Here is a 24,396-nt window from a genome sequence, read left to right as displayed (position 1 = left end):
CGGTCTAGTTCATGGCCATGCCCGATACGATCCCCCACGCCCCGGCCCCAGCCGATGCCCGCACCCGCATCCTGGATTCCGCGGAACGCATCGTGCAGGTAAAAGGCGTCGCCGGCCTGACGCTCGACGCGGCCGCCCGCGAGGCTGGGGTCTCCAAGGGCGGGCTGCTCTATCATTTCGCCTCGAAGCAGGCGCTGCTCATCGGGCTGCTGACGCGGCTGTCCGCCTCCATCGAGGCCCATTTCGAGGCCGTCTTGGCGCTGCAACCCCCCGGACGGGGTCGCGTTACCCGCGCCATGCTGGCCTGGACCTTCGATCATCCCGATTCGGTCTGCGAGCAGCACGAGCGCGCCGCCGGCGTCTTCCTCGCCTCCTTCCACCAGGATCCCGTTCTTCTGGACCCCATCCGCGAGGTCTTCGCCCGCATCCGCGCGAAGCTGCGCGAGGATGGGCTGCCGCCGGGCCACGCCATGGCGGTCATGGCCGCATGCGACGGGCTCTTCATGTCGCGCGTCTTCGAGATGTACCGGCTCTCCGACGAGGAGCAGCGGGCGCTGCGCGCCGCGCTCGCCACCCTGATCGGAGACCTCGCATGAGGCGCTGGCTCCTGGCCGCCGCCGCGCTGGCCGTGCTCGGCGCTGGCGGATGGTATGTGCTCGCCGGGAAGGCGCCCCAGCCCGCGCCGGTCGCCGCCGCGCCCGCGCCGCCGCAGGGCGTCGGCGCGCTGGGCCGCGTCGAGCCCGCCTCCCGCATCAGGAAGCTCAACCAGCCGGGCGGTATGGCGGTGACGCGGCTGGAGCGGCTGCTGGTCCAGGAGGGCGACGACGTGCGTGCCGGCCAGGTGGTCGCCGAATTCGCCGATGCCGCGCTGAAGGACGCGACCGTCGCGCAGAACCGCGCCGCCGTGGCCGAGCAGCGCACTGCGCTGCAGCGCACGCGCGAGGCGGGCCGCGCCAGCGAGATCCAGGCCCAGCGCGCCCGCATCGCCGGCCTCGCCGCGCAGGAGGAGATCGCGCGGCGCGACGCCAGCCGCACGAACCGCCTGGTACCCTCGGGCGCCGGCTCCGAGGCGGCCGCCGAGCGCAACCGCTTCGCCGTCACGCGCCTGGAGGCCGAGCGCATGCAGGCGGAGGCGGATCTCGTCACCCTCTCCACCGCCCGTCCGGAGGACGTCCAACTCGCCGAGGCGCGGGTCGCCGCCGCCGAGGCCGCGCTGGCCAAGGCGGAGGCGGATGCGCGGCTCTCGCGCGTGACGGCGCCGGTCGACGGCACCATCCTGCGCATCTTCGCCCGCCCCGGCGATCAGGTCGGCAGCGACGGGCTGATGGAGATGGCAGACCTGACGCGGCTGGACGTGGTCGCGGATGTCTTCGAGACCGACCTGCCGCGCCTGCGCGTGGGCGCCGCGGCCGAGGTGGTGATCCCCGGCGAGAACCGCCGCGTCGGCGCCACGGTGCGCGAGATCGGATGGCAGGTCCGGCGCACGACGCAGGCCGGGACGGATCCCGTCGCGGCCGTGGATTCGCGGACGGTGGAGGTGCGGCTCACGCTCTCCGACGAGGGCGTCGCGCTGCTGCGGCGGCGGACCAACATGCAGGTGCAGGTCGCCATACGCGCGGGGGGCAGCAGCTCCGACGTGCCGGTGGCGGCCCGATGAACGAGATCGCTGCCCTCCCGAAGCTGCTGCCCTGGGCACCGGAGCGCAACGGCGGCGCGCCGCCGGAAACGCCGGCGGCCGCGAAGCCCTCGCCGGGCCTGGCCGACCTCGTCCTCCTGCCGCTGCGCCTCGCCTGGCGCCAGCTGCGCGCGGAGAAGTCGCGGCTCCTCGCGGCGATGGCGGGGGTGATGTTCGCCTGCGTGCTGGTCTTCATGCAGCTCGGCTTCCGCGGCGCGCTCTTCGACAGCGCGACCAACCTGCTCGGCGCCATGCGCGCCGACATCTTCCTTGTCCACCCCATGACGGATGCCAGCTTCCGGCCCGAGCCGCTGCCACGCGCCCGCGCCTTCCAGGCGCTGGCCGACCCGGATGTCGAGATCGCCGTGCCCATCTATCTCTCGCAGAGCACCTGGCGGAACCCGGAGACCGGGCGGCGCCGCGCGGTGCAGCTCATCGGCCTCGATGCCGGCGCGGGCGCGGTGACCTTTCCGGGCCTCGAGGGCATCGCGGAGGCGCTGAAGCGGCCGGACACGGTGGCCTTCGACAGCCGCTCGCGCCCGGAATTCGGGCCCATCGGCCAGCTCTTCGCGGAGCGGGGGGCCTTCGACGTGCAGCTCGGCACGCGGCGGGTGGAGCTGGTCGGCATCGTCGAGATCGGGCCGAGCTTCGGCGCGGACGGCAATGTCGTGATGAGCGAGACCAACTTTCAGCGCATCACGCAGCGGGCCGCGTCGAACACCGACCTCGTCGCGCTGAAGCTGCGCGAGGGCGCCGACCCCGCCGCGGTGCGCGGCCGGCTGCGCGCCCTGCTGCCGGGCGACGTGGAGATCATGACGCATGCCGAGCTCGTGGCGCATGAGCGCGCCTACTGGGAGAACGGCACGCCGATCGGCTTCATCTTCGTCTTCGGGAGCCTGATGGGCCTCGTGGTCGGCATGGTGATCGTCTACCAGATCCTCTTCTCCGACATCGCGAGCCACATCGCCGAATACGCGACGCTCAAGGCGATGGGCTATTCCAACTTCTATCTCACGCGCGTCGTGATGGGCTCGGCGATGATCCTCGCCGTCATCGGCTTCATCCCGGGCTTCGGCCTCTCCTGGTTCCTCTACGACCTGGTGGGCAAGGCGACCTTCCTGCCGCTCCACATGCAGCCGGAGCGCGCGCTGACGGTGTTCCTGATGATCTTCTCCATGTGCGCGATCGCCGGCATCTTCGCCGTGCGCAAGCTGCGCGACGCCAATCCGGCGGACATGTTCTGATGAAGAAGCCGCCCGTCGAGCTGCGCGACATCACCTTCGCCTATGGCGCGGGCGAGCTGCGGCGCGTCGTGCTGCGCGAGGTGGACCTCTCCATCGCGCCCGGCGAGATCGTGCTCCTCACGGGCCCGTCCGGCTCGGGCAAGACGACCCTGCTCACGCTCATCGGCGCCCTGCGCGCCATGCAGCAGGGCACGGCGCGGGTGCTGGGGCAGGAGCTGGCCGGCGCCTCGGAGGCCGAGCGGGTGCGGCTGCGCCGGCGCATCGGCTTCATCTTCCAGAACCACAACCTGCTCGGCTTCCTGACGGCGCGGCAGAACGTCGCCATGTCGATGGAGCTGGACGGCGGCATGACCGAGGCGCAGCGGCTTCGGCGGGCGGGCGAGATGCTGGATGCCGTGGGGCTGAGCGGCCATGCTGAGAAGCCGCCCGCGCAGCTCTCGGGCGGGCAGCGGCAGCGCGTGGCGGTGGCGCGGGCGCTGGCCGGCGATCCCGGCCTGATCCTGGCCGACGAGCCGACGGCGGCGCTCGACAAGGTGAGCGGGCAGGAGGTGGTGCATCTGCTGCGCGACCTGGCGAGGGGCCGCGGCGTGCCCATCCTGCTGGTGACGCACGACCCGCGCATCCTGGACATCGCCGACCGGATCGTCGCGATGGAGGACGGGCGGATCGTCCAGGCGGAGACGGCGACGGCCGGCTGACGGGTGGGCGGAGCTGCCCGGACTCCATTCCGCGCTTGATCCGAATCCGGCGGCGGCGCAGCCTCCGGGACCTGGACGCGCCGGCCATCCGGCCTCCGGGAATTGGGAGACGAACCGACATGCTGAAATCCTGGCTGCGCGCGCCGCTCGCGGCGCTCGCCCTCTGTGTCGCCTCGGCGGGCGCCATGGCGCAGTCCACCCTGACCTCGCCGACGCTGAACCAGATCCGCCAGCGCGGCACGCTGGTCTGCGGCGTGAACGCCAATACGCCGGGCTTCACCACCATCGACAGCCGCGGCGAGTATCGCGGCATGGTGGCCGACCTGTGCCGGGGCCTCGCCGCCTCCATCTTCGCCGACGCCACCAAGGTGCGCTTCGTGCCGCTCTCCTTCGCCACGCGCTTCACCGCGCTCAGCGCCGGCGAGGTGGACCTGCTCTTCCTCACCAGCACCATGACGGTGATGCGCGACACCACGCTCGGCCTGCGCTTCGTCGAGCCTTATTTCTACGACGGCCACGGCTTCATGGCCCGCCGCGACGCCAATGTGCAGAACGTCCGCGGGCTGGCGGGCGCGACCATCTGCCTCAACCCCGGCACGACCAACGAGCAGATCACGGCCGAGTACTTCCGCGCCCAGAACCTGACCTTCAGGCCCGTGCTGCTGGAGCAGAACGAGCAGGTGCTCGCCGCCCTTTCCGCCGGGCGCTGCGACGCCTTCGGCTTCGACGCCTCGGGGCTGGCCGCCATGCGCTCGTCACTGCCCAGCCCGAACGACTGGGTGATCCTGCCCGAGCGGTTCAGCAAGGAGCCCTATACGGCGGTGATCCGGCGCGGCGACGAGCGCTGGTTCGAGATCCTGCGCTGGTTCACCTATGCGATCATCGAGGCGGAGGAGCAGGGCATCACGGCCGCCAATGCCGAGGAGATGCGACGCAGCTCGCGGGACGCCAACATCCGCCGGCTGCTGGGCGCGGTGCCCGAGGTCGGCCAGGCGCTGGGGCTCGACCCGGCCTGGGCCTATAACGCGATCCGCGCGATCGGCAATTACGGCGAGCTCTACGACCGCAGCCTCGGCCCGAACACGCCGCTCGCCATGCCGCGCGCGCAGAACGAGATCTGGACGCGCGGCGGCCTGCTCTACGCGCCGCCCTTCCGGTGACGACGGCCGCCCCGTAGGCGCGGCTGCCCAAATTCGCGGCGCGCGGCTCCGGCCGCGCGCAGAAATCCGCCGCGGCCCACCAGGGCGGCGGCGTTTTCATCTTGGGATTGCCGCATCTCTTCGTTGACTTGGGGCGGCGCGTCCATCGACCATCCCGGTCACTAAAAACAGGGATCGGGAAGATCAACATGACATGGGACAAGCCCATCCGCGCCGCTCTGGCCGCGGGTTTCCTCGCCTTGACCGGCGCCGCCGCCCAGGCCGGCCCGATCATGGATCAGATCCGGGCGCGCGGTCAGCTGAACTGCGGCATCAACACCGGCGTTGCCGGCTTCGCGCTGCCGGACAGCCGGGGCGTCTGGCAGGGGCTCGACGTCGATCTCTGCCGCGGCCTTGCGGCGGCGATCTTCAACGACGTCTCGAAGGTGCGCTTCATCCCGCTCTCCTCCTCCACGCGCTTCACCGCGCTGGGCTCGGGCGAGGTCGACGTGCTCTTCCGCACCAGCACGCAGACCATGCTGCGCGACACCACGCTCGGCCTCCGCCACGCCGTCACCTACTTCTACGACGGCCACGGCTTCATCGTGCGCAGCAGCGCGGGCGTGCAGCGCGTGCGCGACATGGCCGGCGCGACGATCTGCCTGATCCAGGGCACGACCAACGAGCAGGTCACGGCCGACTACTTCCGCAGCGTCAACGTCCAGTTCCGCCCGGTGGTCTTCGAGCGCACCGACCAGGCGGCCGCCGCGCTGCAGGCCGGCCGCTGCGACACCTTCGGCACCGACGCCTCGCAGCTCGCCGCCGTGCGCTCCACCATGCAGACGCCGTCCGACTGGACCATCCTGCCGGAGCGCTTCAGCAAGGAGCCCTACGGCGCCTATGTCCGCCGCGGCGACGACGAGTGGTTCGACGTGGTGCGCTGGTACACCACGGCGGTCATCGAGGCGGAGGAGCTGGGCGTCACCTCCCAGAACGCCGAGGAGATGCGCCGCACCAGCACCAACGCCAATGTGCGCCGCCTGCTGGGCGCGACGCCGGAGCTCGGCCAGTCGCTGAAGCTGGACGCGGCCTGGGCCTACAACGCGATCCGCGCGATCGGAAATTACGGCGAGCTCTACGAGCGAACCATGGGCGAGCGGACCCCGGTCGCGCTGCCGCGCGGGCCGAACCGGCTCTGGACGGATGGCGGGCTGATGTACGCCCTGCCCATGCGCTGAGCACGCCGCGCGGCAGAGGCCCCGGCACTGCGCCGGGGGCTCTGCCGCGCACCTTCGCAGCGCAGCACATGCGATGATTGACTTCGCCACGGCCCGCGCGGACCATTCTGCCCGCTGCCACAGGGACCAGGGACGTCAATCATGAAATGGAACGAACTCCTCCGCGCCACGCTGGCCGCGGCGCTCGTCGGCGTGCTCGGCACCGCCGCCCAGGCCGGTCCCACCCTGGATCAGGTGCGCCAGCGCGGCACGCTCGCCTGCGGCGTCCACACCGGCAATGCCGGCATGTCGCTGCCCGACAGCCGCGGCGTCTATCAGGGCCTCGAGGTCGATCTCTGCCGCGGCCTCGCGGTCGCGATCTTCAACGACATCACCAAGGTGCGCTTCATCCCGCTGACGGCCTCCATGCGCTTCACCGCGCTGGGCTCGGGCGAGATCGACGTGCTGATCCGCGGCAGCACGCAGACCATGCTGCGCGACACCACGCTCGGCCTGCGCCACGCGGTCACCTATTTCTACGACGGCCACGGCTTCATGGTCCGCAACAGCCTGGGCGTGCAGCGCGTGCGCGACCTCAGCGGCGCGACGATCTGCCTGATCCAGGGCACGACGAACGAGCAGGTCACGGCCGACTACTTCCGCAGCGTCAACGTGCCCTTCACGCCGGTGGTCTTCGAGCGGACCGACCAGGCGGCCGCCGCGCTGCAGGCCGGCCGCTGCGACGCCTTCGGCACCGATGCCTCGCAGCTCGCCGCGACGCGCTCCACCATGCAGAATCCGCGCGACTGGACGGTGCTGCCGGAGCGGTTCTCGAAGGAGCCCTATGCCGCCTATATCCGCCGCGGCGACGACGAATGGTTCGACCTTGTGCGCTGGTACACCTATGCGCTCCTCGAGGCCGAGGAGCTGGGCGTGACCGCCGCCACTGCGGAGGAGATGCGCCGCAGCAGCACCAACGCCAATGTCCGCCGCCTGCTGGGCGCCACGCCCGAGCTCGGCCAGTCGCTGAAGCTGGACCCGGCCTGGGCCTATAACGCGATCCGCGCGATCGGGAATTACGGCGAGCTCTACGAGCGGACCATGGGCGAGCGGACCCCGGTGGGCCTGCCGCGCGCGCAGAACAATCTCTGGACCAATGGCGGGCTGATGTACGCGCTGCCGATGCGGTGACACGGCAGCGACCGGCGCGGCGTTGCGCGCCTGTCCTATCCGCCCTCCGGCAGAGCCCTGCCGGAGGGCTTTTTCGTTGGTGCCCTCGGCGATTGACGGCGTCATAATTTCCATTATTCTGGAGATATGGAGAAGTCATCGGCCATCGCCGCGCTTGCCGCCCTCGCGCAGGAAACCCGTCTCGATATCTTCCGCCTGCTCGTCCAGGCCGGGCCCGAGGGTCTCTCGGCCGGCCGCATCGGCGAGGCGCTGGACCTCCCGTCGCCAACGCTTTCCTTCCACCTGACGCAGCTTCGCCGGGCCGGCCTCTCGACCTTCCGCCGGGAGGGCCGCTCGCTGATCTACGTCGCGGAATTCGAGGCGATGAACTCCCTCGTCGGCTTCCTCACCGAGAACTGCTGCGGCGGCAACGTCGCGGCCTGCCTCCCGGTCGCCGGCGCCTGCCCACCCCTCCCCAAGAGGAGCTCGACATGACAAAGGCCGGCTTTCCCGTGGCCGTGATCGGCGCCGGTCCCGTGGGGCTGGCCGCGGCGGCGCAGCTCCTGGCGCGCGGCGAGGTGCCGCTGATCCTCGAGGCCGGCCCCGCCGTCGCGCAGAGCGTGCGGCAGTGGGCGCATGTGCGGATGTTCACGCCCTGGCGCTACTGCGTGGACACGGCAGCCGGCGCGCTGCTGGCCGCCGCCGGCTGGACCCATCCGCCGATGGACCAGGTGCCGACCGGCGGCGAGCTGGTCGCCGGCTACCTGGAGCCGCTGGCAGCCCTGCCGACGCTCGCGCCGCACATCCAACTGGACAGCCGCGTCGTCGCGGTGACGCGCAAGGGCTGCGACAAGCTCCGCACGGATGGCCGCGATGCACTCCCCTTCGTGCTCCGCACGCAAGGTCCGGGCGGCCGGCTGCGCAGCTTCGAGGCGCGCGCGGTGATCGACGCCTCCGGCACTTGGTCGACGCCCAACCCGTCCGGTGCCGACGGGCTACCCGCGATGGGCGAGGACGCCGCCGCCGACCGGGTCGCCACCGGCATCCCCGAGGTGCTCGGGGCGGCGCGCGCGCGCCATGCCGGCCGGACCACGGCCGTCGTCGGCGGCGGGCATTCCGCGCTCAATGCGCTGATCGATCTCGCCGCCCTGCGGCAGCAGGAGCCCGCGACGCGGATCCTCTGGATCATGCGCAAGCCGCGCCTCGAGGCGGCCTTCGGCGGGGAGGACCTGGACGGGCTGCCCGCGCGAGGCGCGCTCGGCAGCCAGGCCCGGCATCTGGTCGAAAGCTGCGCCGTCGAGGTGCTCACGCCCTTCCGCATCGCCGGGATCCGGCGCGATGGCGCCGCTCTGCGCGTGATCGGCGACCATGGCGGGCGGCCATCCTCCTTCACCGCGGACGAGCTGATCGTCGCGACTGGCTTCCGGCCCGACCTTTCGATGCTGCGCGAGGTCCGGCTGAGGCTCGATCCCGGGCTCGAATGCGCGGAAGCCCTCGGCCCGCTGATCGATCCCAACCTGCACAGCTGCGGCACGGTGCGTCCGCATGGCGCGCGCGAGCTCGCGCAGCCGGAGAAGGACTTCTTCATCGCCGGGATGAAGAGCTACGGGCGCGCGCCGACCTTTCTCCTGGCCACCGGCCACGAACAGGTGCGCTCCATCGCGGCGGCGCTGACGGGCGACATGGAGGCCGCGGCGCGCGTGGAGCTGGAGCTGCCGGAGACCGGCGTGTGCAGCACGCGCCCGGCCGCAGCGGCGCCCTCCTCCTGCTGCACCCCCCAGGGAAGTCCACGCATGACCGTCACGATCTACCACAACCCGGATTGCGGCACCTCGCGCAACGTCCTCGGCCTGATCCGCAACAGCGGCGAGGAGCCGCGGATCATCGAGTACCTGAAGGCGCCGCCGACGCGCGACGAGCTCATGGCGCTCATCGCCCGCATGGGCATCTCCGTGCGCGGCCTGCTGCGCGAGAAGGGCACGCCCTATGCCGGGCTCGGCCTCGACGATCCCGCGCTCACGGATGAGCAGCTTGTGGACGCGATGATGGCGCATCCCATCCTCATCAACCGTCCGATCGTGGTGACGCGGCTCGGCGTGAAGCTTTGCCGCCCGTCCGAAACGGTGCTCGACATCCTGCCCGGCGCGCAGCGCGCGGCCTTCGCGAAGGAGGACGGCGAGGCGGTGGTGGACGCGCAGGGGCGGCGCCTCGCATGAGCGCGACAGCCCTTTCGGCCAGGCCGCCGGCGATGAACCTGTTCGAGCGCTTCCTGACGCTCTGGGTCGCGCTCTGCATCGTCGTGGGCGTGCTGCTGGGCCAGCTGGTTCCCGGCGCCTTCCATGCGCTGGGCGCCGCGACGGTGGCGGAGGTGAACCTGCCCGTCGCCGTGCTGGTCTGGCTGATGATCATCCCCATGCTGCTGAAGATCGACCTCGCCGCGCTTGGCCAGCTCGGCGCGCATTGGCGCGGCATCGCCGTCACCGTCGGCATCAACTGGCTGGTGAAGCCCTTCTCCATGGCGCTGCTGGGCTGGCTGTTCCTCGGCACGCTGTTCCGCGCCTGGCTGCCGGCGGACCAGATCGACAGCTACATGGCAGGGCTGATCCTGCTGGCGGCGGCGCCCTGCACGGCGATGGTCTTCGTCTGGTCGAACCTCGTGGAGGGCGAGCCGCATTTCACCCTGGGCCAGGTGGCGCTGAACGACATGATCATGGTGGTGGCCTTCGCCCCGGTGGTGGGGCTGCTGCTCGGCCTCTCCGCGATCATGGTCCCGTGGGATACGCTGCTGCTCTCGGTCGTGCTCTACATTGTCGTGCCGGTGGTGGTGGCGCAGCTCTGGCGGCGAGCCCTGCTGGCGCGCGGCGCGCTGGACCGCACGCTGCGCGTGCTCGGCCCCTGGTCGCTGACGGCGCTGCTGGCGACGCTGGTGCTGCTGTTCGGCCTCCAGGGCGAGCAGATCCTCCGCCAGCCTCTGGTGATCGCGCTGCTCGCGGTGCCGATCCTGATCCAGGTCTACTTCAACGCGGGCCTTGCCTATTGGCTGAACCGCAAGCTCGGCGTGGCGTGGTGCGTCGCCGGTCCTTCCGCCCTCATTGGCGCCAGCAACTTCTTCGAGCTGGCGGTCGCAACGGCGATCGCGCTCTTCGGCTTCCAGTCCGGCGCGGCGCTGGCGACGGTGGTGGGCGTGCTGATCGAGGTGCCGGTGATGCTGTCCGTGGTGCACATCGTCCGGCGTTCGCGCGGCTGGTACGAGCGCGGCTGAACGGGCCGCGCTCGAGGCCGGTCAGAACAGCAGGCCCTTCTTCAGCAGCCCGTGCACGCCCTTCTCGCCGTTCACGGTCTGCGTCACGTGGAAGTCGACCGCCAGCGAGCAGAACTGGTAGGCATCCGCCGGGCTGAGATTCGTCCGGCTGGTGATGAAGCCGATCATCTCGCGCAGCGATTTCTTCATCGCCTCGTCGAGATCCTCGTGCATGCCCATGGTGATGAAGTGCGTCGGCGTCTCGGCGCGCGGATAGGCGAGCTTCTCGTCCTTCAGCAGCGTGAAGCGGAAATGGCCCGTCAGGCACATCTCCAGCGCGTTGATGCAGACCTCGCCGTCGCCCTGCACGCCATGCCCATCGCCCGCGGAGAAGTTCGCGCCCGGGACATGCACCGGCAGGAACAGCGTCGCCCCCTCGCCGATCTCCTTGTTGTCCAGGTTGCCGCCATGCGCGCGCGGCTCCTTGGTCGAGATGCCGCCCCATTCGGCCGGCGGCGCCACGCCCATCACGCCGAAGAAGGGCGCGAGCGGCAGGGTGATGCCGGGCCCGATCGGCACATGGCCCGTGCGCTTCTCGTGGTCGACCAGGATGTGGAGCATCTTCCGGTAGGGGAAGTCCTCCGGCAGCGTGCCGCCGAGCGGCCGGAAGCCGCAATAGCCCCACTCCGCGCCGAGATCGATCTTCTCGATGTCCACGCGCAGCGTGTCGCCCGGCATGGCGCCCTTCACGGCCACGGGCCCGGTCAGCATATGCGGCCCGAGGCGTGGCGGCTTGCTGGCGTGATAGGCGACGAGCTCGGGCCGGATGTCGAGGCCGAGCTCCTTCGCCTCGGCCAGCACGTCCGGCGGTCCGGAGATGCACTGCATCACCACCAGGTCGCCGCTCTCCACTTCGAGCACGGGCTTGAAGCTGGCGTCGAAGGTGCCCCAATGGATGGTCTCGGGCGTCGCGGCGACGTGATGGGTGGCGGCCATGGGCTTCTCCTGCTGCGGCGCGATGGAAGCCGTGGGGAAGCTCCGAGGTCAAGGAGGGCCGCTATCGTCTTGCGATGACGCGCGCCGCCGCGTCCGGCCCTTGCCAGCCCCTGCGCTCGAGTTCCGGCGTGTCGTCCTCGGCGTCCGGATAGCCGATGCACAGATAGGCGACGAGGCTCCAGCCCTCCGGCACCGCCAGGATCTCCGCCAGCCGATCGGCCCGCAGGATCGAGACCCATCCCACGCCGATCCCCCGCGCGCGGGCCGCGAGCCAGAGCGCGAAGACCGCGCCCATGGCCGAGGCGCGCAGCGTCTCCGGCATGGTCGCGCGCCCGAGTCCGTGGCCCGCTTCCGTCGTCTCGTCGCAGAAGACGGCGAGATGCACCGGCGCCTCGACGAGCCCCGCGAGCTTCAGCGCGGCATAGGCCTCCGCGCGCTCCGCCGGCTGCGATGTCAGCGCCGCGGCGTTGCAGGCCTCGAACTCCGCGCGGATGGCGGCGCGGCGCTCCGGCGATTCCACCGCGACGAAGCGCCACGGCTGCGAGTTCCCGACCGAAGGCGCGAGGCAGGCGCGTTCCACCAGCGCTTCCAGCGTGCCTTCGGGCAGGGGATCGGACCGGAACTGGCGCACGTCGCGCCGCCAGCGCAGCAGCAGGTCGAGCTGCGCGCCGAATGCGGCGTCGAAGCTTACAGCCATCCCTTCCGCTTGAAGTACCAGACCGGCACCACCGCGGTCGTGATCATCAGCGCCAGCGCGAGCGGATAACCGGCCGTCCATTCGAGTTCCGGCATGTGCTGGAAGTTCATGCCGTAGATGCTGGCGATCAGCGTCGGCGGCATCAGCGCGACGCTCACCACGGTGAAGGTCTTGATGATGTTCGTCTGCTCGATGTTGATGATGCCGAGCACCGCGTCCAGCAGGAAGGTCGCCTTGTTGTTGAGGAAGTTCGCGTGCTCGACCAGCGAGCGCACGTCCCGCACCAGGGTCTTGATGCTGCCCTGGTTCTCCTTGCGGATCGCCATCGCCTTCTCCGCGCCGACGAAGGTCAGGATGCGGTTCAGCCCGAGCAGCGTCTCCGAGGCGCGGGTCGTCACCTCGCCGACCTGGCCCAGCGTCAGCAGCACCTCCTTCAGGTCGTTCTGGCCGAGCGTGGGCTCGCCCGGCTTGCCGCGGCGGAAGGCGCCCTGGCTCGCGCGGTCCATGTCGGCGCCGATGCGCTCCAGGATGTCGGCGAGGCGGTCCACGATCTGCTCGAAGAGATGCAGCATCACCGCGTCGCCGCTGGTCAGCAGCGCCGGCGACTTGGCGCAGCGCGCCGCGAAGACCGGGAAGGCCTTGGGCGTCGCATAGCGCACCGTCACCAGCGAATTGCCGGCCAGCACGAAGGAGATCGGCGTCGAGCTGAACTCGCCCGTCTCGACGCCGTAGAGGAAGTTGGCGGTCAGGACGAGCGTGTCCTCCTCGCGGTAGAGGCGCGAGGAGCTTTCGATCTCCTGCATCTCCTCGCGCGTCGGGACCTCGATGTGCAGCGCGTCCTGCACCGCGTGCTCCTCCTCGCGGGAGGGCTGCAGCAGGTCGATCCAGACGGCGCGGCGCAGAGCCTCGGCTTCGCGCACGCCCTCGCGCATCGCGAGATGGCCGTTCTCGACGGTATAGGTCGTCAGCATGTGCGGCGGCTCTCCGCGATGGCGGTGAAGTCGGTTCTAGCTGCGCGGCAAAGCCCTGTCACGCCGGCAGCAGCGCTGTCACTTCCTGGAAATCGGCGGCCTCGGGATGCCGGCCCGAAGCTTTGGTCCCGTCCTCGGCGCGGACGAGCTGGCAGGTGGCGAGGCCGGCCTCGCGGGCGGCGTCCAGCTCCTCGGCGACGTCGGAGAGGAACAGGATGTTCTCCGGCGCCGCGCCCCAGGCCCGGGCGATGGCCGCGTAGCTGGCGGCCTCGCGCTTCATGCCCAGGCGCGTGTCGAAGAAGCCGTCGAAGATCGGCTCCAGGTCGCCCGCCTCGGAGTGGCGCACCAGCAGGCGCTGCGCCTCCTCGCTGCCCGAGGAATAGATCGCCAGATGCAGCCCCCGCGCGCGCCAGCCGCGCAGCGCGGCCGGCACATCCGGCCAGAGGTGGCCCTTCAGCGCGCCGGCCTCATAGCCCTCGCGCCAGATCAGGCCCTGCAGCGCCTTCAGCGGCGTGACCTTGGCGTCGGCCGCCATCCAGGCGCGCAGCTGCGCGAGCTTGTCCTCGCCCGGCACTTCCGCGAGCACCGCCGCCACCTCCGCCTCGCCGCCGTGCCGCGCCAAAAACTCCTCCAGCGCGGAGGCCGCGTAGGGGAAGAGGCTGCGGTGGACGAAGGCGATGGCGGTGGTGGTCCCTTCGATGTCCGTCAGGACATGCGTGATTCCACCGCTCACGCTACCCGACCACGACCGGGAATTTCGCGGCGATGTCCGTGCCGGTGTAGTGCGGCGTCCAGCCCGTGGTGTCGGTGAAGATGCGCAGCGCCGTGACGTGCGGGATCTCGCCGGCGTCGAACCAGTGCCTGGTGTTCGCCGGCACCGAGATCAGGTCGCCCCGGACGCAATGGGCGTCATAGACCTTGCCGTCCACATGCATGACGAAATTGCCCGCGCCCTCGTGGAAGAAGCGGACCTCGTCCTCCGTGTGGATGTGCTCCGACAGGAACTTCTGGCGAATGGCATCCCGCTGCGGATTGTCGGCGGTCAGGCGGATGACGTCGGCCGTGCCGGCCTTCGTCTCCTTCAGGAGCTCGTCGAGATGCGGCTTGTAGGCCGCGAGCACCGCATCGGCCTCCGCGCCCTCGGGCAGCGGCGCCACGGGCCATCGCTCGAAGCGCACGCCGATGGGCTTCAGCGCCTCGGCGATCTCCGCGGGCTCCTCCGTCCGGAGGAGTTCCTTCTGCGTTTCGGCATCCCAGACGGTCAGGCGGCTCATGGGCGCAGTCTCCGTGTCTCCAGCTCGCAGGCGAGCATGAATTCCAACGCCTCCAGGCGCAGCAGCGCGCCCGGCATGTCGTCGGCCCAGACATATAGTCCATGGCCGCGGATGAGGTAGCCCGGGGGCGCATCGGGGTCGGCATCCCAGGCCTGCGTCACGCGGGCCTGGAGGCGGCCGATATCCTGGTCGTTGTCGAGAACGGGCAGCCGGATCGCCGCCTCATGCGTCGGCAGGCCGGGAAATGCCTTCAGCAATTCATATCCGGCGAGGGGGATCGAGGCGCCCGCCAGCCGCGACAGCACCGTCGCCGGCACGGAATGCCCGTGCAGCGCGGCGCCGGCCCTGGGGAAGCGGCGGTAGATGCCGCAATGCAGCCCGGTCTCGGCGGAAGGGCGCAGGCTGCCGTCCTCCGCGCGGCCGTCGAGATCCACCGCCATCACCCCGTCCTCCGGGATGAAGCCCTTGTGGAAGCCCGAGCGCGTGATGGCCACGCGGTCGCCGGGCAGGCGGAGGGAGATGTTGCCGGCGGTGGCCGGCACCCAGCCGAGCGCGTCCATCCGCCGGCCGGCGGCGCGGATCGCCTCGGTCGCGGGTTCGGGGATGGAAACCATGGCCAAGCCGCCGGGGGTCAAGCCGCCGCCGGGCGCGAACCGGCGGCCGTCGCTCAGGCCGCGGGGCGGCCGGTGGTCGTGGTGGTCGCCGTCGGATGGGCCGTGGTGGCGGCCGGGCCGGGGAGGGTGCCGGCGGGCGGCGCGCTCTCGGCGGTCATGGAGGCGTCACCCTCCTTCTCATCTTCCTTGATGTTCGCCTTGAAGGACTTGATGCCCTTGGCAACGTCGCCCATGAGGCCGCTGATCTTGCCGCTCCCGAAGAGCAGCAGAACAACCGCCAACACGATCAACCAATGCCAGATGCTGAAGGAACCCATCGTCGCGCCTCGATCCCGTGGTGCTTATGAAGGACGGAACCCTACCGCATCCCGGCTCCGAACAGAAGCCGCCATGCCTTTCGGGTTCCGGCCGGAACGATCCACCCCTGTGGAGACGTTCCGCGGCGGCGCATCCGCTCGAGGCGAAGGCCTTCCGCCGCGCCTTCCATGTGGGGAGCGCGAGGGGCGGGCGCAATGCCGGATGGCCGGCATCGCGACCGCGCGTCAGCGGCAGACCCGCTGCGTCACCTGGCGGAATCGGACCCGGCCCCAGCGGTCGCGGTAGCGGACGTTGCGGGTCTCGTTCCAGCAGCGCGGGCCGCGGCGATAGCGGCCCGAGCTGCGGTATTGGGCGAGCTGCACCCCGTCCTCGTCCGACTCCGCCTCGGCGGCCTGACGGGAGGCCAGGGCCTCGGCCTCGGCGCTCGGCATGGGGCCGCGCGCAAGGCCCGTGGTATCGCCCAGGATGCCGGCCTGCGCGGTGGCGGCGAGGCCGAGCGTGGCGGTCAGCGCGCTCGCGAGACCCATGAACATCAAACGACGGCGTTCCATTTCTCTTCTCCTCAAGTCCGTGACCGCAAGACACCATCGGATTCGGGCGCCAGAAGGTCCGAGCCGTGGCAAACGCGCCCTCAGTGCAACGCTGCGCAACCGAACGTTCCAAACTCGTTCCGGGTTTCCTTCGACCAAAGGCAGTTCGGGCGATGGCGGCATGTAACCTTCCGCGCCGCGGCGGCGTTCACCCGGTCATCCTTCACATCAAAGGAAGCCCGAGATGAACCGCTATCTCGTCATGATTCCCATGCTCGCACTGAGCCTCGGCCTCGCGGCCTGCGACGATCCGCCGGGCCCCGCCGAGCAGGCCGGCCGCCAGATCGACCGCGCCGGCGAGCGCCTCCGCGACGCCGTGGACCCGCCCCGCGGGCCGGTGGAGCGCGCCGGCCGGGCCATCGACCGGGCGGTGGACTGACGCGGTGCCGAAGCCCGCGCGCCAGAGAGGCGCGAATTCCGGAGGGTATTCTTAAAATATCGAAAGGATTGCTCCGAAACTATCGAAAGTAATATAGGTATTGAGCCCGCCTGTCAGGGCCGTCAGTATCGTGCCCGGGTTCGGGTCGAGGTGGATAGATGGTCAACATCGCCGTGCTCGGATGCGGATTCGTGGCCGACTTCTATATGGCGACGCTCCATCGGCATCCGACGTTTCGGGCCACCAGCTGTTATGACATCCGGCCCGGCAGGCTCCAGGCCTTCGCCACGAGGCATCGTCTCCGCCCGGCCGCCGGTCTCGACGCCATCCTAGCGGATTCGTCGATCGACATGGTGTTCAACCTCACCAATCCCCGCAGCCATCTGGCCGTGACGAAGGCCTGCATCGAGGGCGGCAAGGCGGTCTACTCCGAAAAGCCGCTGGGGATGACCTTTGCCGAGGCTTCGGAACTTCTGCGCCTCACCCGGCTGCACGGCGTGCCGCTGGCCTGTGCGCCGAGCAGCCTGCTGGGCGTGGCCGCCCAGACCGCCGGGAGGGCCCTGAGGGAGGGGGCGATCGGCAAGGTCCGCCTCGTCTATGCAAATTTCGACGACGGAATGGTCCACCGCCTCGATCCCGGTCGCTGGCGCAGCGCCTCAGGTGCCCCTTGGCCGGCCCGGGACGAGTTCGAAACGGGCTGCACCTTCCAGCATGCCGGCTACCTGCTGACCTGGCTGGCCGCCTTCTTCGGCCCGGCCCGGCACGTCCAGGCCTTTGCCAGCTGCCGGATCCCGGACAAGGGCATCGCGGTCGATGCCATGGCGCCCGACTTCTCCGTGGGATGCATCGAATACGACGACGACGTGGTCGCCCGCGTGACGTGCAGCATCGTCGCGCCCGCGGACAAATCCCTGGTCGTGATCGGCGACGAGGGGATCCTCAGCATCCGGAACGTGCGGGACGACAACGCCCCCGTCTATCTCCAGCGCACGCCGCGGAACCGTGTCATGGCGAGGCTGGGACACGGTTGGAACGGGTTCCAGGATAGGGTGGAGAGCGTCCTGCGCCTGCCGTTCTCGCTCCGCTTCCAGGTCTCGCGCCGCTACCCGCCCGTGCGGCGGCCGGAGTTCCGGAACTCCGGCGGCAACAAGCCCATCGATTTCCTGCGGGGGCCGGAGGAATTCGCCGAGGCGATCCGCGAGGACAGGCCGTGCCGCCTCTCGCCCGAGCTCGGCCTGCACATCACCGAGCTGGTCGAGGCGCTTCAGCACCCCGAACGCAGCGAGGGCGGAGGCCGCCGGCGGATCGTCTCGAGCTTCGATCCCATCGCGCCCATGCCCTGGGCGGTCTGATCGACCGCGGGACAATTCGGCCGCGATCCTTCGCGCCTCTTCCTGGGATCAGCTCTCCGGCCGGATTCCCAGCCGCCGCACGATCGGTCCCCAATGGGCCACCTCGTCGCGGATGAGCGTCGCCAGCGCGGCCGGCGGCGTGCCCAACGGCTCGAAGCCCGCCGCCTCCAGCGCGCGGCCCGTCTCGGGGTTGGACAGCGCGCGGCCGGCCTCCAGGCCCAGCCGCGCCAGGCGGTCGGCCGGCGTGCCCCGAGGGGCGAAGAGGCCGATCCAGGCATAGACGCCCGCCGCCGGCTCGCCCTGCGCGGCCAGCATGGGCACGTCGGGGAGCTGCGCCATCCGCGCGTCGCCCGAGACGCCGAGCGCCCGCACCTGGCCTGCCCGCACCTGGCCGAGCACCGAGCCGGCGGCGGCCGCCATGAGCTGGATGCGCCCGGCCACGATCTCCGTCACGGATTGCGGCACCGAGCGGAAGGGGACATGGGTCATCTCCATGCCGAGCCGGGCGGCCATCTCCGCCACCACCAGGTGTCCCGTGCTGCCGGCCCCGACCGAGCCGTAGTTCAGCTTCCCGGGATTGGCCTTCGCATAGGCCACCAGCTCGGCCACGTCGTTCACCGGCACGCCCGGATTCACCGCCAGCACGAAGGGCATGCGCGCCAGCAGCGAGACGGGAACCAGCTCCGTCACCGGATCGTAGGGCAGCTGCGGGTTGAGGATCTTCGCGATCGAGCCCGGCCCGCCGATGGTCACGCCGAGCGTGTGGCCGTCCGTCGCCTTGGCGGTCGCGTCGGCGCCGATCGTGCCGCCGCCGCCGGCGCGGTTGTCGATGACGAAGGGCTGGCGGAAGGCCTGGGCGAGGTGGTTGCTGACCGCGCGGGCCGCGATGTCCGGCGTGGAGCCGCCGGGGAAGCTCACGATGACGCGCACCGGCCGGTCCGGCCAGGCGGGCTGGGCGAGCGCGGGCGTCGCGAGAGCGGGAAGCGCGAGCAGGGCGCGGCGTGTGGCTGACATTCTCGATCCTCCGTCGTCCGGGAACTTATGCCCTCAACGCCCCGCGAGATCGAGCCGGCGCGAAGCACGATGGGGCGCGATGAAGCCATGCGCGGCGAAGACGGTGTTGCCGTAGTCGCCGACGCGGGGGAACCAGACGCGCACCTCGCTCCAGTCGTTGCGCGGCGAGACGTCGAGCACCGGCTGGTCGCGCGCCACGCGGCCCCGACCCGAGCCGCTCGCCCAATTGGCGTGGTCCACGCGGATCTCGCGCGGGGAGACGACGCGCGCCACGACCGCCACATGCCCGGAGGGCAGCCGCGACGTGCGGGCGAGCACGATCACGCTGCCCGGCGCGGGCCGGCCGCCGCGGAGGTAGCGGCCCTCCGCGGCGGCCCACCATTGCCAGGCGTCGCCGCGCAGATCGATGCCGGAGCGGGCGCGGGCATAGGGCACGCAGGAGAGGTCGAGATTGGCGCCGGGATCCGGCACGCCGGCGATGGTCGGCCTGCGGACATGGCTCGAGCCGCAGCCCGCGAGCGCCGACAGCAGGCCGAGAAGGAGCACGCCCCGCCGCATCGACGGGAAGCACGCGATCGCCACTGGAAAGAACCCCCTGGGCGCTTCCCCCGAAGCGCTGGACCGATATTGCCAGGATCGCCGCCGGATGGCGAGGACGACGTGGCGCTAAGGCTCGAAATCCAGGCTGAGCGGCCCCATCCCCGGCCCCACCCATTGCTCGGCGAAGCCCACCTGGCCGGTCTCGGCGCTGGCCCAGAAGCGGTTCGTCACGGGCGGGAATCCGCGCACGCGGCAGCGCTCCTCCACCAGGATCATGCCCTCCTCGGTGCGCGCCGCGCGCAGGCGGCAATCGAAGGCGACGCCGAAGCGCATCGTCTCCGGGCTGCGCGAGGCGCCGGAGACATCGACGAGCCGCCGTACCTCGGCGCCGCGCTCCAGCAGGGCGCGCGGATCGTCCAGCGGATCGGGCCCGTCGAAGCGCGTGGCCATGACGATCTGCGGCAGCCCCGCCGTCGCCACCACGCGCGGCCCGTCGGTCGCGACCACCACGCCGCCCGGCGCGCGCCACATGCGGCGCTCGCCCTGCTGCTGGATGAGCACGGCATTGGCGGCGCGGCGGCCCAGCGCGAACCGGACCTGCGGGCCTTCGCCATCCTCCTCGCTCTCGGCCTCGGCGATGGCGAGGCGGTCGGGCTCGCTCTCGCCGCCCTGGAAGAGGCGCGTCAGCTCGGCCAGGGGCGAGCTTCGGCCGCAGGCCGACAGCGGAACCAGCAGGAGAAGGAGCAGCAGTCGCATCGCCGCAGACTAGAAAGGCGAATGGCATGTAACGAGGGGGTGTCTTGCCCCCGCCGGTCAAAACCCCCACAGACGCGCCGCCATGTCCCCGCTCGCCCCCTTTTCTCTCGCCCAGGCCAGACGCATCGTCGTCAAGATCGGCTCTGCCCTCCTGGTGGAGAAGGCGGAGCCGCGCGTCGGCTGGCTCGATTCCGTGGCGGCCGACATCGCCGCCCTGCGGACGCGCGGCGTCGAGGTGGTGGTCGTCTCCTCGGGCGCGGTGGCGCTGGCGCGCGGCACGCTCGGCCTGACGCGCAAGGTGTTGCGGCTGGAGGAGAAGCAGGCCGCCGCCGCGGTTGGCCAGATCCGGCTGGCCGGCGCCTGGGACCATGCGCTCTCGGCGCATGGCCTGCGGGCCGCGCAGCTGCTGCTCACGCTGGAGGACAGCGAGGACCGCCGCCGCTATCTCAATGCCCGCGCCACGCTGGCGACGCTGGCCGAGCTGGGCTGCGTGCCGGTCATCAACGAGAACGACACGGTGGCCACGGCCGAGATCCGCTTCGGCGACAACGACCGCCTCGCCGCCCGCGTGGCCGAGATGATCTCGGCCGACGCGCTGATCCTGCTCTCGGACATCGACGGGCTCTACACCGCCGATCCGCGCAAGGATCCGGCCGCCGCGCATCTGCCGGTCGTGGAGCGCCTGACCGACGAGATCATGGCCATGGGCGGCGATCCGCCTCCCGGCTACTCCTCCGGCGGCATGCGCACCAAGCTGATCGCGGCGCGCATCGCCACGGGCGCGGGCTGCGCCATGGCGATCGCGCTGGGCCATGCGCCGCACCCGCTGGCGCGGCTGGAATCCGGCGAGCGCTGCACCTGGTTCCTGGCCTTGCCCGAGGGCCGCACGGCGCGCAAGCGCTGGATCGGCGGCTCCTTGCAGCCGCACGGCGCGCTGGTGGTCGATGCCGGCGCGGGCAGGGCGCTGCTGCGCGGCGGCTCGCTGCTGCCGGCCGGGGTGCGCGCGGTGACGGGCGATTTCTCGCGCGGCGATGCGGTGAGCGTGCGGGACGAGGCGGGGCGCGAGCTGGCCCGCGGCCTCTCCGCCTATGACGCCGCGGATGCTGCCCGCATCGCCGGCCATCGCAGCGCCGAGATCGATGCGCTGCTGGGCTGGCGTGGCCGCGACGAGCTCGTCCACCGCGACGATCTGGTCCTCGCCTCCGATCGGCCGGGCGAAGCCGGCCGTGGATCGGCGGCGCAGCCCGCCTCCGATCAGCCGGGCGAAGCCGGCCGTGAATCGGTCGCGCAGCCCGCCTCCGATCGGCCGGGCGAAGCCGGCCGTGAATCGGTCGCGCAGCCCGCGTCCGATCGGTCCGGCGAAGCCGGCCGTGAATCGGCCGCGCAGCCCGCGTCCGATCGGTCCGGCGAAGCCGGCCGTGAATCGGCGGCGCAGCCCGTCTCCGATCGGCCGGGCGAAGCCGGCCGTGAATCGGCCGCGCACAAGCAACAAAGGTAGAGAATGTTCGACGCATTCCTGATGGGCCTCATCGAGGGCCTCACCGAGTTCCTGCCCATCTCCTCCACCGGCCATCTGATCCTGCTGGGCGAGCTGCTCGGCTTCCAGGGCCCGCCGGGCAAGGTCTTCGAGATCTCCATCCAGCTCGGCGCCATCCTCGCGGTGGTCGTGGTCTTCTGGCCGAAGCTGCTGGACGTGCTGCGGCACATGTGGCGCCCACGCACGCCGCAGCGCTACTTCGCCATCAACATCCTCCTCGCCTTCCTGCCCGCGATGGTCATCGGCGCGACGCTGCACGGCACGATCACCGCGCTGCTCTTCAACCCCTATGTGGTCTGCGTGGCGCTGATCCTGGGCGGCATCGCCATCATCGCGATCGAGCGGAAGATGCCGGAACCGAGCATCCATTCCGTCCCCGAGATCGGCCCGCTGGCCGCCGTGCTGATCGGCTTCGGCCAGGCGCTGGCGATGATCCCGGGCACCTCGCGCTCCGGCGCCACCATCATCACGGCGCTGCTCTGCGGCGTGGACCGCAGGACGGCGGCCGAGTTCAGCTTCGTCCTCGCCATCCCGACCATGCTCGCGGCCACGGCCTATTCGCTGCTGAAGGCGCGGCACGAGCTGTCCATGGACGGGATGTCGCTGATCGCCGTGGGCTTCGTGACGGCCTTCGTGGTGGCGCTGGCGACGGTGAAGGCGGTTCTGGCCGTGATCGGGCGGATCGGCTTCACGCCCTTCGGCTGGTACCGCATCGCCCTCGGCGTGGTGATGCTGGCGGTGCTGCTGCTGGGGTAGGCTCGCGGCGGGGGGTGGCAGGCGGGCAACCTGCCCTGGCCCCAGGCGTTCATCGCGCATCCGCTCCCTAGGGGCGGAGGACGTGCCGGCCACGGCGCGCCCCTTTCCGGTCTGCGACCGGCTCCCCCACGACCCGGGCAAGGCGACGCGCCCGGGCAGCGATCTCCGAGGAGACCCACATGCGCAAAAGCACCTGGCTCACCGCCGCCTTCGGCACCGTCCTGCTCGCCGCCCCCGCTTTGGCGCAGATGCAGCCATACGGGGCGCCCGGCCGCAGCGACTCGCTCACCGAGATGGAGCGCGAGCGTCGCAATTCCGGCCCGCCCTCCGTCCCCATGCAGAACCGCGACGGCGCCGTCGCCGACGACATCGACGCGCGGGGCGTGCAGGATTGGCTGATGCAGGCCAAGGCCGCCATCGGCCGGGGCAATCTCGGCCAGGCCAACGAGTTCCTGGAGCGGGCCGAGACCCGCCTGCTGAGCCGGAGCACCGAGCCGTCGCGGGCCGGCACCCCGGCGGCGGGGCCGCGCATCAGTTCCATCTCCAGCGCCCGCGAGGCGCTGCGCAAGCGCGACCGCCAGGAGGCCATGCGGCAGATCGAGATGGCGCTCCGCGGCGCCTGATCCAGGCTGGACGGCCCGAAGGCCGGGGAGGGCGCCGCCCTCCCCGGCTTTTTTGCGCCTCGCCGGCAGACGGCCCGGTGTTGTAGAAGGGGCGGGCAGGAGAAGACCCTGATGGAAACGGTTCGGACCTCCGGTCCGACGCCCGAGATCTACATCACCGAGGAGCTGGAGCGCCGGCCGCCGAGGCGCGACGATCCGCTGCGCGAGAAGCGCGCCCTCCAGGAGCTGGCCGGGCTGATGGCGGAGCAGCCGGAGCGGGTGCTGCCGCGCTTCGTCGATCTTGCCATGGAGATGACCGGCGGCGTCTCCGCCGGCCTCAGCCTCCTCCAGGAGACGCCCGCGCCGGGCCTCTTCCGCTGGCGCCACCTGCGCGGCCTGCTCGCGCCCTTCGAGGATTCGGCGACGCCGGGCGACAGCAGCCCCTCCGCCGTCACCCTCGCCCGGGGCGCGCCGGTTCTGGCGCGGCATCCGGAGCGGCTCTACGGCTGGATCGCCGAGGGCGGATTCGAGCTGCCCGAGATCCTGCTGATCCCGCTGAACCTCGGCGGCGAGACCCCCCTCGGCACGCTCTGGATCGTCGCCGGGGCCGAAGGGCATTTCGACGGCGGGGATGCCCGGGCGATGACGGAGCTGGCCGGCTTCGTGGGCATCGCCATGCGGATGGTGCGGACGGAAGGTCGGCTGCAGCGCGCGCTGGCCGACCAGGAGACGCTGGCGCGCGAGATCAGCCACCGGCTGAGGAACCTGTTCTCCGTCGTTGACGGCATGGTCCGGCTCAGCGCCCGCACGGCGGGCACGAAGGAAGATCTGGCGGAGAAGATCTCGGGCCGCATGCGGGCCCTCGCCATGGCGCATGCGCTGGTCCGCCGCGGATCGCGCGACGCCGCCAGCCCCACCTCGGACCTGCGTGTGCTGGTGGAGCAGATCGTTCGGCCGCACGAGGATCCGGCACCCGGCGCGCCGCACCGCTTCACCTGGTCCGGCCCGCCGGTGCGCTGCGGCGAGCAGGCGGTGGCCGGCCTCGCGCTGGTGCTGCACGAGCTCGCGGCGAATGCCGCCCAGTATGGCGGGCTGGCGACCCGGGAGGGCCGCGTGGAGATCTCCTGGCGGTTCCTGGGCGGGCAGTTCGTCCTGAACTGGGCGGAGCAGGGCGGCCCTCCGGTGGCGGCGCCGCCGGAAGCGCGGGGCTTCGGCGCGACGATGGTGGAGGACATCGTGGTCCAGCGCCTCATGGGCGGTCTGGACCTCGACTGGCGGCCGCAGGGGCTGGTCGTGACGATCACGCTGTCGCCGGCCAACCTGGCGATCTGAGACGGATACCCGGAAGCCGGCGCCGGGCTGGCCTTCGAAAAGATTCGGTTTCGCCGCGGCGTTAGCCGGCCGTTAACCGGCCCCGGTCCATGTCCATGGCGACACAGGACCGGACCCGCAGGATGCAGGACACCTCACTGGCCGCGAAGGGCGTATCGCCCGGCGGACCGGCGCGCTGGATTCAGATCCACGGCGCCTTCCCATCTTCGATCATCACGCCCGAGGCCCCGGCCGCGCGCCCGCCATCCCCTGGGGCCTCCGCGCGCAGGCGCTGATTCGCACGA

The 24,396-nt window shown here is 71.3% G+C and carries 26 protein-coding genes and 2 pseudogenes; 17 read left to right on the top strand and 11 right to left on the bottom strand.

The genetic code is table 11. The annotated features are described in order from the left end of the window. Positions 1–11 precede the first annotated feature (11 nt). The 11 genes and pseudogenes from EJV46_RS19270 (at position 12) to arsB (ending at position 10,405) form a co-directional block, all read left to right on the top strand. The gene (locus EJV46_RS19270; RefSeq protein ID WP_131550337.1) at positions 12–596 is read left to right on the top strand and encodes a TetR/AcrR family transcriptional regulator; all 585 of its coding nucleotides are present in this window, start codon (positions 12–14) and stop codon (positions 594–596) included. Continuing rightward, on the top strand, positions 593–1,657 hold the full coding sequence (locus tag EJV46_RS19265; protein ID WP_165585619.1) for an efflux RND transporter periplasmic adaptor subunit: 1,065 nt from the start codon (positions 593–595) through the stop codon (positions 1,655–1,657). Before EJV46_RS19270 ends, EJV46_RS19265 begins: the two co-directional genes overlap by 4 nt. Beyond that, the gene (gene devC, locus EJV46_RS19260) at positions 1,654–2,919 is read left to right on the top strand and encodes an ABC transporter permease DevC (RefSeq protein WP_131550335.1); all 1,266 of its coding nucleotides are present in this window, start codon (positions 1,654–1,656) and stop codon (positions 2,917–2,919) included. Before EJV46_RS19265 ends, devC begins: the two co-directional genes overlap by 4 nt. Beyond that, a complete protein-coding gene (locus EJV46_RS19255; RefSeq protein ID WP_131550334.1) occupies positions 2,919–3,617 on the top strand; it encodes an ATP-binding cassette domain-containing protein in 699 nt (232 codons plus the stop codon). The genes devC and EJV46_RS19255 overlap by 1 nt, the downstream gene beginning before the upstream one ends. Before the next feature lie 119 nt (positions 3,618–3,736). Beyond that, a complete protein-coding gene (locus EJV46_RS19250; protein ID WP_240782655.1) occupies positions 3,737–4,777 on the top strand; it encodes an amino acid ABC transporter substrate-binding protein in 1,041 nt (346 codons plus the stop codon). A 188-nt stretch (positions 4,778–4,965) separates the two neighbouring features. Beyond that, positions 4,966–5,994, top strand: coding sequence for an amino acid ABC transporter substrate-binding protein (locus EJV46_RS19245; protein ID WP_131550333.1), 1,029 nt, complete (start codon positions 4,966–4,968; stop codon positions 5,992–5,994). 141 nt (positions 5,995–6,135) lie between these two features. Continuing rightward, complete coding sequence (locus EJV46_RS19240; protein WP_131550332.1) at positions 6,136–7,164, top strand: amino acid ABC transporter substrate-binding protein; 1,029 nt, start codon at positions 6,136–6,138, stop codon at positions 7,162–7,164. A 126-nt stretch (positions 7,165–7,290) separates the two neighbouring features. Then, complete coding sequence (locus EJV46_RS19235) at positions 7,291–7,638, top strand: helix-turn-helix transcriptional regulator (RefSeq protein ID WP_131550331.1); 348 nt, start codon at positions 7,291–7,293, stop codon at positions 7,636–7,638. Beyond that, positions 7,635–8,606 (top strand): annotated as a pseudogene (locus EJV46_RS19230) (NAD(P)-binding domain-containing protein); the annotation flags it as partial. The gene EJV46_RS19235 and the pseudogene EJV46_RS19230, both read left to right, overlap by 4 nt. Before the next feature lie 330 nt (positions 8,607–8,936). Next, positions 8,937–9,359, top strand: coding sequence for an arsenate reductase (glutaredoxin) (arsC, locus tag EJV46_RS22940; RefSeq protein WP_165585630.1), 423 nt, complete (start codon positions 8,937–8,939; stop codon positions 9,357–9,359). Then, complete coding sequence (arsB, locus tag EJV46_RS19225; RefSeq protein ID WP_206020879.1) at positions 9,356–10,405, top strand: ACR3 family arsenite efflux transporter; 1,050 nt, start codon at positions 9,356–9,358, stop codon at positions 10,403–10,405. The genes arsC and arsB overlap by 4 nt, the downstream gene beginning before the upstream one ends. Positions 10,406–10,426: 21 nt before the next feature. On the opposite strand, the gene EJV46_RS19220 is transcribed toward arsB, so the two are convergent. The 8 genes from EJV46_RS19220 to EJV46_RS19185 all read right to left on the bottom strand — a co-directional run bounded on the left by EJV46_RS19220 (position 10,427) and on the right by EJV46_RS19185 (position 15,805). Continuing rightward, entirely contained in the window at positions 10,427–11,380 is a 954-nt protein-coding gene (locus EJV46_RS19220; RefSeq protein WP_131550329.1) for an acetamidase/formamidase family protein, read from the bottom strand. Between the two features lie 61 nt (positions 11,381–11,441). After that, the gene (bluB, locus tag EJV46_RS19215) at positions 11,442–12,077 is read right to left on the bottom strand and encodes a 5,6-dimethylbenzimidazole synthase (protein ID WP_131550328.1); all 636 of its coding nucleotides are present in this window, start codon (positions 12,075–12,077) and stop codon (positions 11,442–11,444) included. Then, positions 12,068–13,048, bottom strand: a complete 981-nt coding sequence (gene corA, locus EJV46_RS19210; protein WP_131550327.1) for a magnesium/cobalt transporter CorA — start codon at positions 13,046–13,048, stop codon at positions 12,068–12,070. Before corA ends, bluB begins: the two co-directional genes overlap by 10 nt. A gap of 58 nt (positions 13,049–13,106) precedes the next feature. Continuing rightward, positions 13,107–13,781 (bottom strand): acireductone synthase, encoded by a 675-nt coding sequence (gene mtnC / locus EJV46_RS19205; RefSeq protein WP_131550326.1) that lies wholly within the window; start codon positions 13,779–13,781, stop codon positions 13,107–13,109. Position 13,782: 1 nt separating this feature from the next. Beyond that, positions 13,783–14,322, bottom strand: a complete 540-nt coding sequence (locus tag EJV46_RS19200) for an acireductone dioxygenase (protein ID WP_131550325.1) — start codon at positions 14,320–14,322, stop codon at positions 13,783–13,785. After that, on the bottom strand, positions 14,319–14,936 hold the full coding sequence (locus EJV46_RS19195) for a methylthioribulose 1-phosphate dehydratase (protein ID WP_131550324.1): 618 nt from the start codon (positions 14,934–14,936) through the stop codon (positions 14,319–14,321). The genes EJV46_RS19200 and EJV46_RS19195 overlap by 4 nt, the downstream gene beginning before the upstream one ends. Positions 14,937–14,989: 53 nt before the next feature. Continuing rightward, a complete protein-coding gene (locus EJV46_RS19190; RefSeq protein WP_131550323.1) occupies positions 14,990–15,253 on the bottom strand; it encodes a twin-arginine translocase TatA/TatE family subunit in 264 nt (87 codons plus the stop codon). Between the two features lie 225 nt (positions 15,254–15,478). Next, positions 15,479–15,805, bottom strand: coding sequence for a hypothetical protein (locus EJV46_RS19185; RefSeq protein ID WP_131550322.1), 327 nt, complete (start codon positions 15,803–15,805; stop codon positions 15,479–15,481). 223 nt (positions 15,806–16,028) lie between these two features. Between EJV46_RS19185 and EJV46_RS19180 the strand changes: the two genes are divergently transcribed. Both EJV46_RS19180 and EJV46_RS19175 read left to right on the top strand, forming a co-directional pair. Next, positions 16,029–16,223 (top strand): hypothetical protein, encoded by a 195-nt coding sequence (locus tag EJV46_RS19180; protein ID WP_131550321.1) that lies wholly within the window; start codon positions 16,029–16,031, stop codon positions 16,221–16,223. A gap of 158 nt (positions 16,224–16,381) precedes the next feature. Further along, positions 16,382–17,575 carry a Gfo/Idh/MocA family protein gene (locus EJV46_RS19175; RefSeq protein ID WP_131550320.1) on the top strand — a complete coding sequence of 398 codons (1,194 nt, stop codon included), beginning with the start codon at positions 16,382–16,384 and terminating at the stop codon, positions 17,573–17,575. Between the two features lie 48 nt (positions 17,576–17,623). Here the strand turns inward: EJV46_RS19175 and EJV46_RS19170 are convergent, their stop codons facing one another. The 3 genes from EJV46_RS19170 to EJV46_RS19160 form a co-directional block, all read right to left on the bottom strand. After that, positions 17,624–18,589, bottom strand: coding sequence for a tripartite tricarboxylate transporter substrate binding protein (locus EJV46_RS19170; protein WP_131550319.1), 966 nt, complete (start codon positions 18,587–18,589; stop codon positions 17,624–17,626). Positions 18,590–18,622: 33 nt separating this feature from the next. Continuing rightward, positions 18,623–19,135, bottom strand: a complete 513-nt coding sequence (locus EJV46_RS19165; protein WP_240782654.1) for a CHAP domain-containing protein — start codon at positions 19,133–19,135, stop codon at positions 18,623–18,625. A gap of 120 nt (positions 19,136–19,255) precedes the next feature. Continuing rightward, complete coding sequence (locus tag EJV46_RS19160) at positions 19,256–19,885, bottom strand: YjbF family lipoprotein (protein ID WP_131550318.1); 630 nt, start codon at positions 19,883–19,885, stop codon at positions 19,256–19,258. 82 nt (positions 19,886–19,967) lie between these two features. Here EJV46_RS19160 and proB point away from each other — a divergent pair. The 4 genes and pseudogenes from proB to EJV46_RS19140 form a co-directional block, all read left to right on the top strand. Further along, a pseudogene (proB, locus tag EJV46_RS19155) lies at positions 19,968–21,083 on the top strand (glutamate 5-kinase); the annotation flags it as partial. Positions 21,084–21,386: 303 nt separating this feature from the next. Next, entirely contained in the window at positions 21,387–22,178 is a 792-nt protein-coding gene (locus EJV46_RS19150) for an undecaprenyl-diphosphate phosphatase (protein ID WP_131550317.1), read from the top strand. 179 nt (positions 22,179–22,357) lie between these two features. After that, positions 22,358–22,801, top strand: a complete 444-nt coding sequence (locus EJV46_RS19145) for a hypothetical protein (protein WP_131550316.1) — start codon at positions 22,358–22,360, stop codon at positions 22,799–22,801. Between the two features lie 111 nt (positions 22,802–22,912). Further along, on the top strand, positions 22,913–24,112 hold the full coding sequence (locus EJV46_RS19140; RefSeq protein WP_131550315.1) for an HWE histidine kinase domain-containing protein: 1,200 nt from the start codon (positions 22,913–22,915) through the stop codon (positions 24,110–24,112). Positions 24,113–24,396 lie beyond the last annotated feature (284 nt).

It is taken from the genome of Roseococcus sp. SYP-B2431 (genome assembly GCF_004336745.1).
In the GTDB taxonomy this organism is placed as follows: Bacteria; Pseudomonadota; Alphaproteobacteria; order Acetobacterales; family Acetobacteraceae; genus Roseococcus.
The sequence above is the reverse complement of the archived record's forward strand: the minus strand, read 5'-3'. Positions and strand labels throughout refer to the sequence as shown.

What these genes read in the sequence shown, in the direction of transcription:
- EJV46_RS19270 (WP_131550337.1), top strand. Translation starts at nt 12, where the DNA reads ATGGCCATGCCCGATACGATCCCCCACGCCCCGGCCCCAGCCGATGCC.
- EJV46_RS19265 (WP_165585619.1), top strand. Translation starts at nt 593, where the DNA reads ATGAGGCGCTGGCTCCTGGCCGCCGCCGCGCTGGCCGTGCTCGGCGCT.
- devC (WP_131550335.1), top strand. Translation starts at nt 1,654, where the DNA reads ATGAACGAGATCGCTGCCCTCCCGAAGCTGCTGCCCTGGGCACCGGAG.
- EJV46_RS19255 (WP_131550334.1), top strand. Translation starts at nt 2,919, where the DNA reads ATGAAGAAGCCGCCCGTCGAGCTGCGCGACATCACCTTCGCCTATGGC.
- EJV46_RS19250 (WP_240782655.1), top strand. Translation starts at nt 3,737, where the DNA reads ATGCTGAAATCCTGGCTGCGCGCGCCGCTCGCGGCGCTCGCCCTCTGT.
- EJV46_RS19245 (WP_131550333.1), top strand. Translation starts at nt 4,966, where the DNA reads ATGACATGGGACAAGCCCATCCGCGCCGCTCTGGCCGCGGGTTTCCTC.
- EJV46_RS19240 (WP_131550332.1), top strand. Translation starts at nt 6,136, where the DNA reads ATGAAATGGAACGAACTCCTCCGCGCCACGCTGGCCGCGGCGCTCGTC.
- EJV46_RS19235 (WP_131550331.1), top strand. Translation starts at nt 7,291, where the DNA reads ATGGAGAAGTCATCGGCCATCGCCGCGCTTGCCGCCCTCGCGCAGGAA.
- arsC (WP_165585630.1), top strand. Translation starts at nt 8,937, where the DNA reads ATGACCGTCACGATCTACCACAACCCGGATTGCGGCACCTCGCGCAAC.
- arsB (WP_206020879.1), top strand. Translation starts at nt 9,356, where the DNA reads ATGAGCGCGACAGCCCTTTCGGCCAGGCCGCCGGCGATGAACCTGTTC.
- EJV46_RS19220 (WP_131550329.1), bottom strand. Translation starts at nt 11,380, where the DNA reads ATGGCCGCCACCCATCACGTCGCCGCGACGCCCGAGACCATCCATTGG.
- bluB (WP_131550328.1), bottom strand. Translation starts at nt 12,077, where the DNA reads ATGGCTGTAAGCTTCGACGCCGCATTCGGCGCGCAGCTCGACCTGCTG.
- corA (WP_131550327.1), bottom strand. Translation starts at nt 13,048, where the DNA reads ATGCTGACGACCTATACCGTCGAGAACGGCCATCTCGCGATGCGCGAG.
- EJV46_RS19200 (WP_131550325.1), bottom strand. Translation starts at nt 14,322, where the DNA reads ATGAGCCGCCTGACCGTCTGGGATGCCGAAACGCAGAAGGAACTCCTC.
- EJV46_RS19195 (WP_131550324.1), bottom strand. Translation starts at nt 14,936, where the DNA reads ATGGTTTCCATCCCCGAACCCGCGACCGAGGCGATCCGCGCCGCCGGC.
- EJV46_RS19190 (WP_131550323.1), bottom strand. Translation starts at nt 15,253, where the DNA reads ATGGGTTCCTTCAGCATCTGGCATTGGTTGATCGTGTTGGCGGTTGTT.
- EJV46_RS19185 (WP_131550322.1), bottom strand. Translation starts at nt 15,805, where the DNA reads ATGGAACGCCGTCGTTTGATGTTCATGGGTCTCGCGAGCGCGCTGACC.
- EJV46_RS19180 (WP_131550321.1), top strand. Translation starts at nt 16,029, where the DNA reads ATGAACCGCTATCTCGTCATGATTCCCATGCTCGCACTGAGCCTCGGC.
- EJV46_RS19175 (WP_131550320.1), top strand. Translation starts at nt 16,382, where the DNA reads ATGGTCAACATCGCCGTGCTCGGATGCGGATTCGTGGCCGACTTCTAT.
- EJV46_RS19170 (WP_131550319.1), bottom strand. Translation starts at nt 18,589, where the DNA reads ATGTCAGCCACACGCCGCGCCCTGCTCGCGCTTCCCGCTCTCGCGACG.
- EJV46_RS19160 (WP_131550318.1), bottom strand. Translation starts at nt 19,885, where the DNA reads ATGCGACTGCTGCTCCTTCTCCTGCTGGTTCCGCTGTCGGCCTGCGGC.
- EJV46_RS19150 (WP_131550317.1), top strand. Translation starts at nt 21,387, where the DNA reads ATGTTCGACGCATTCCTGATGGGCCTCATCGAGGGCCTCACCGAGTTC.
- EJV46_RS19145 (WP_131550316.1), top strand. Translation starts at nt 22,358, where the DNA reads ATGCGCAAAAGCACCTGGCTCACCGCCGCCTTCGGCACCGTCCTGCTC.
- EJV46_RS19140 (WP_131550315.1), top strand. Translation starts at nt 22,913, where the DNA reads ATGGAAACGGTTCGGACCTCCGGTCCGACGCCCGAGATCTACATCACC.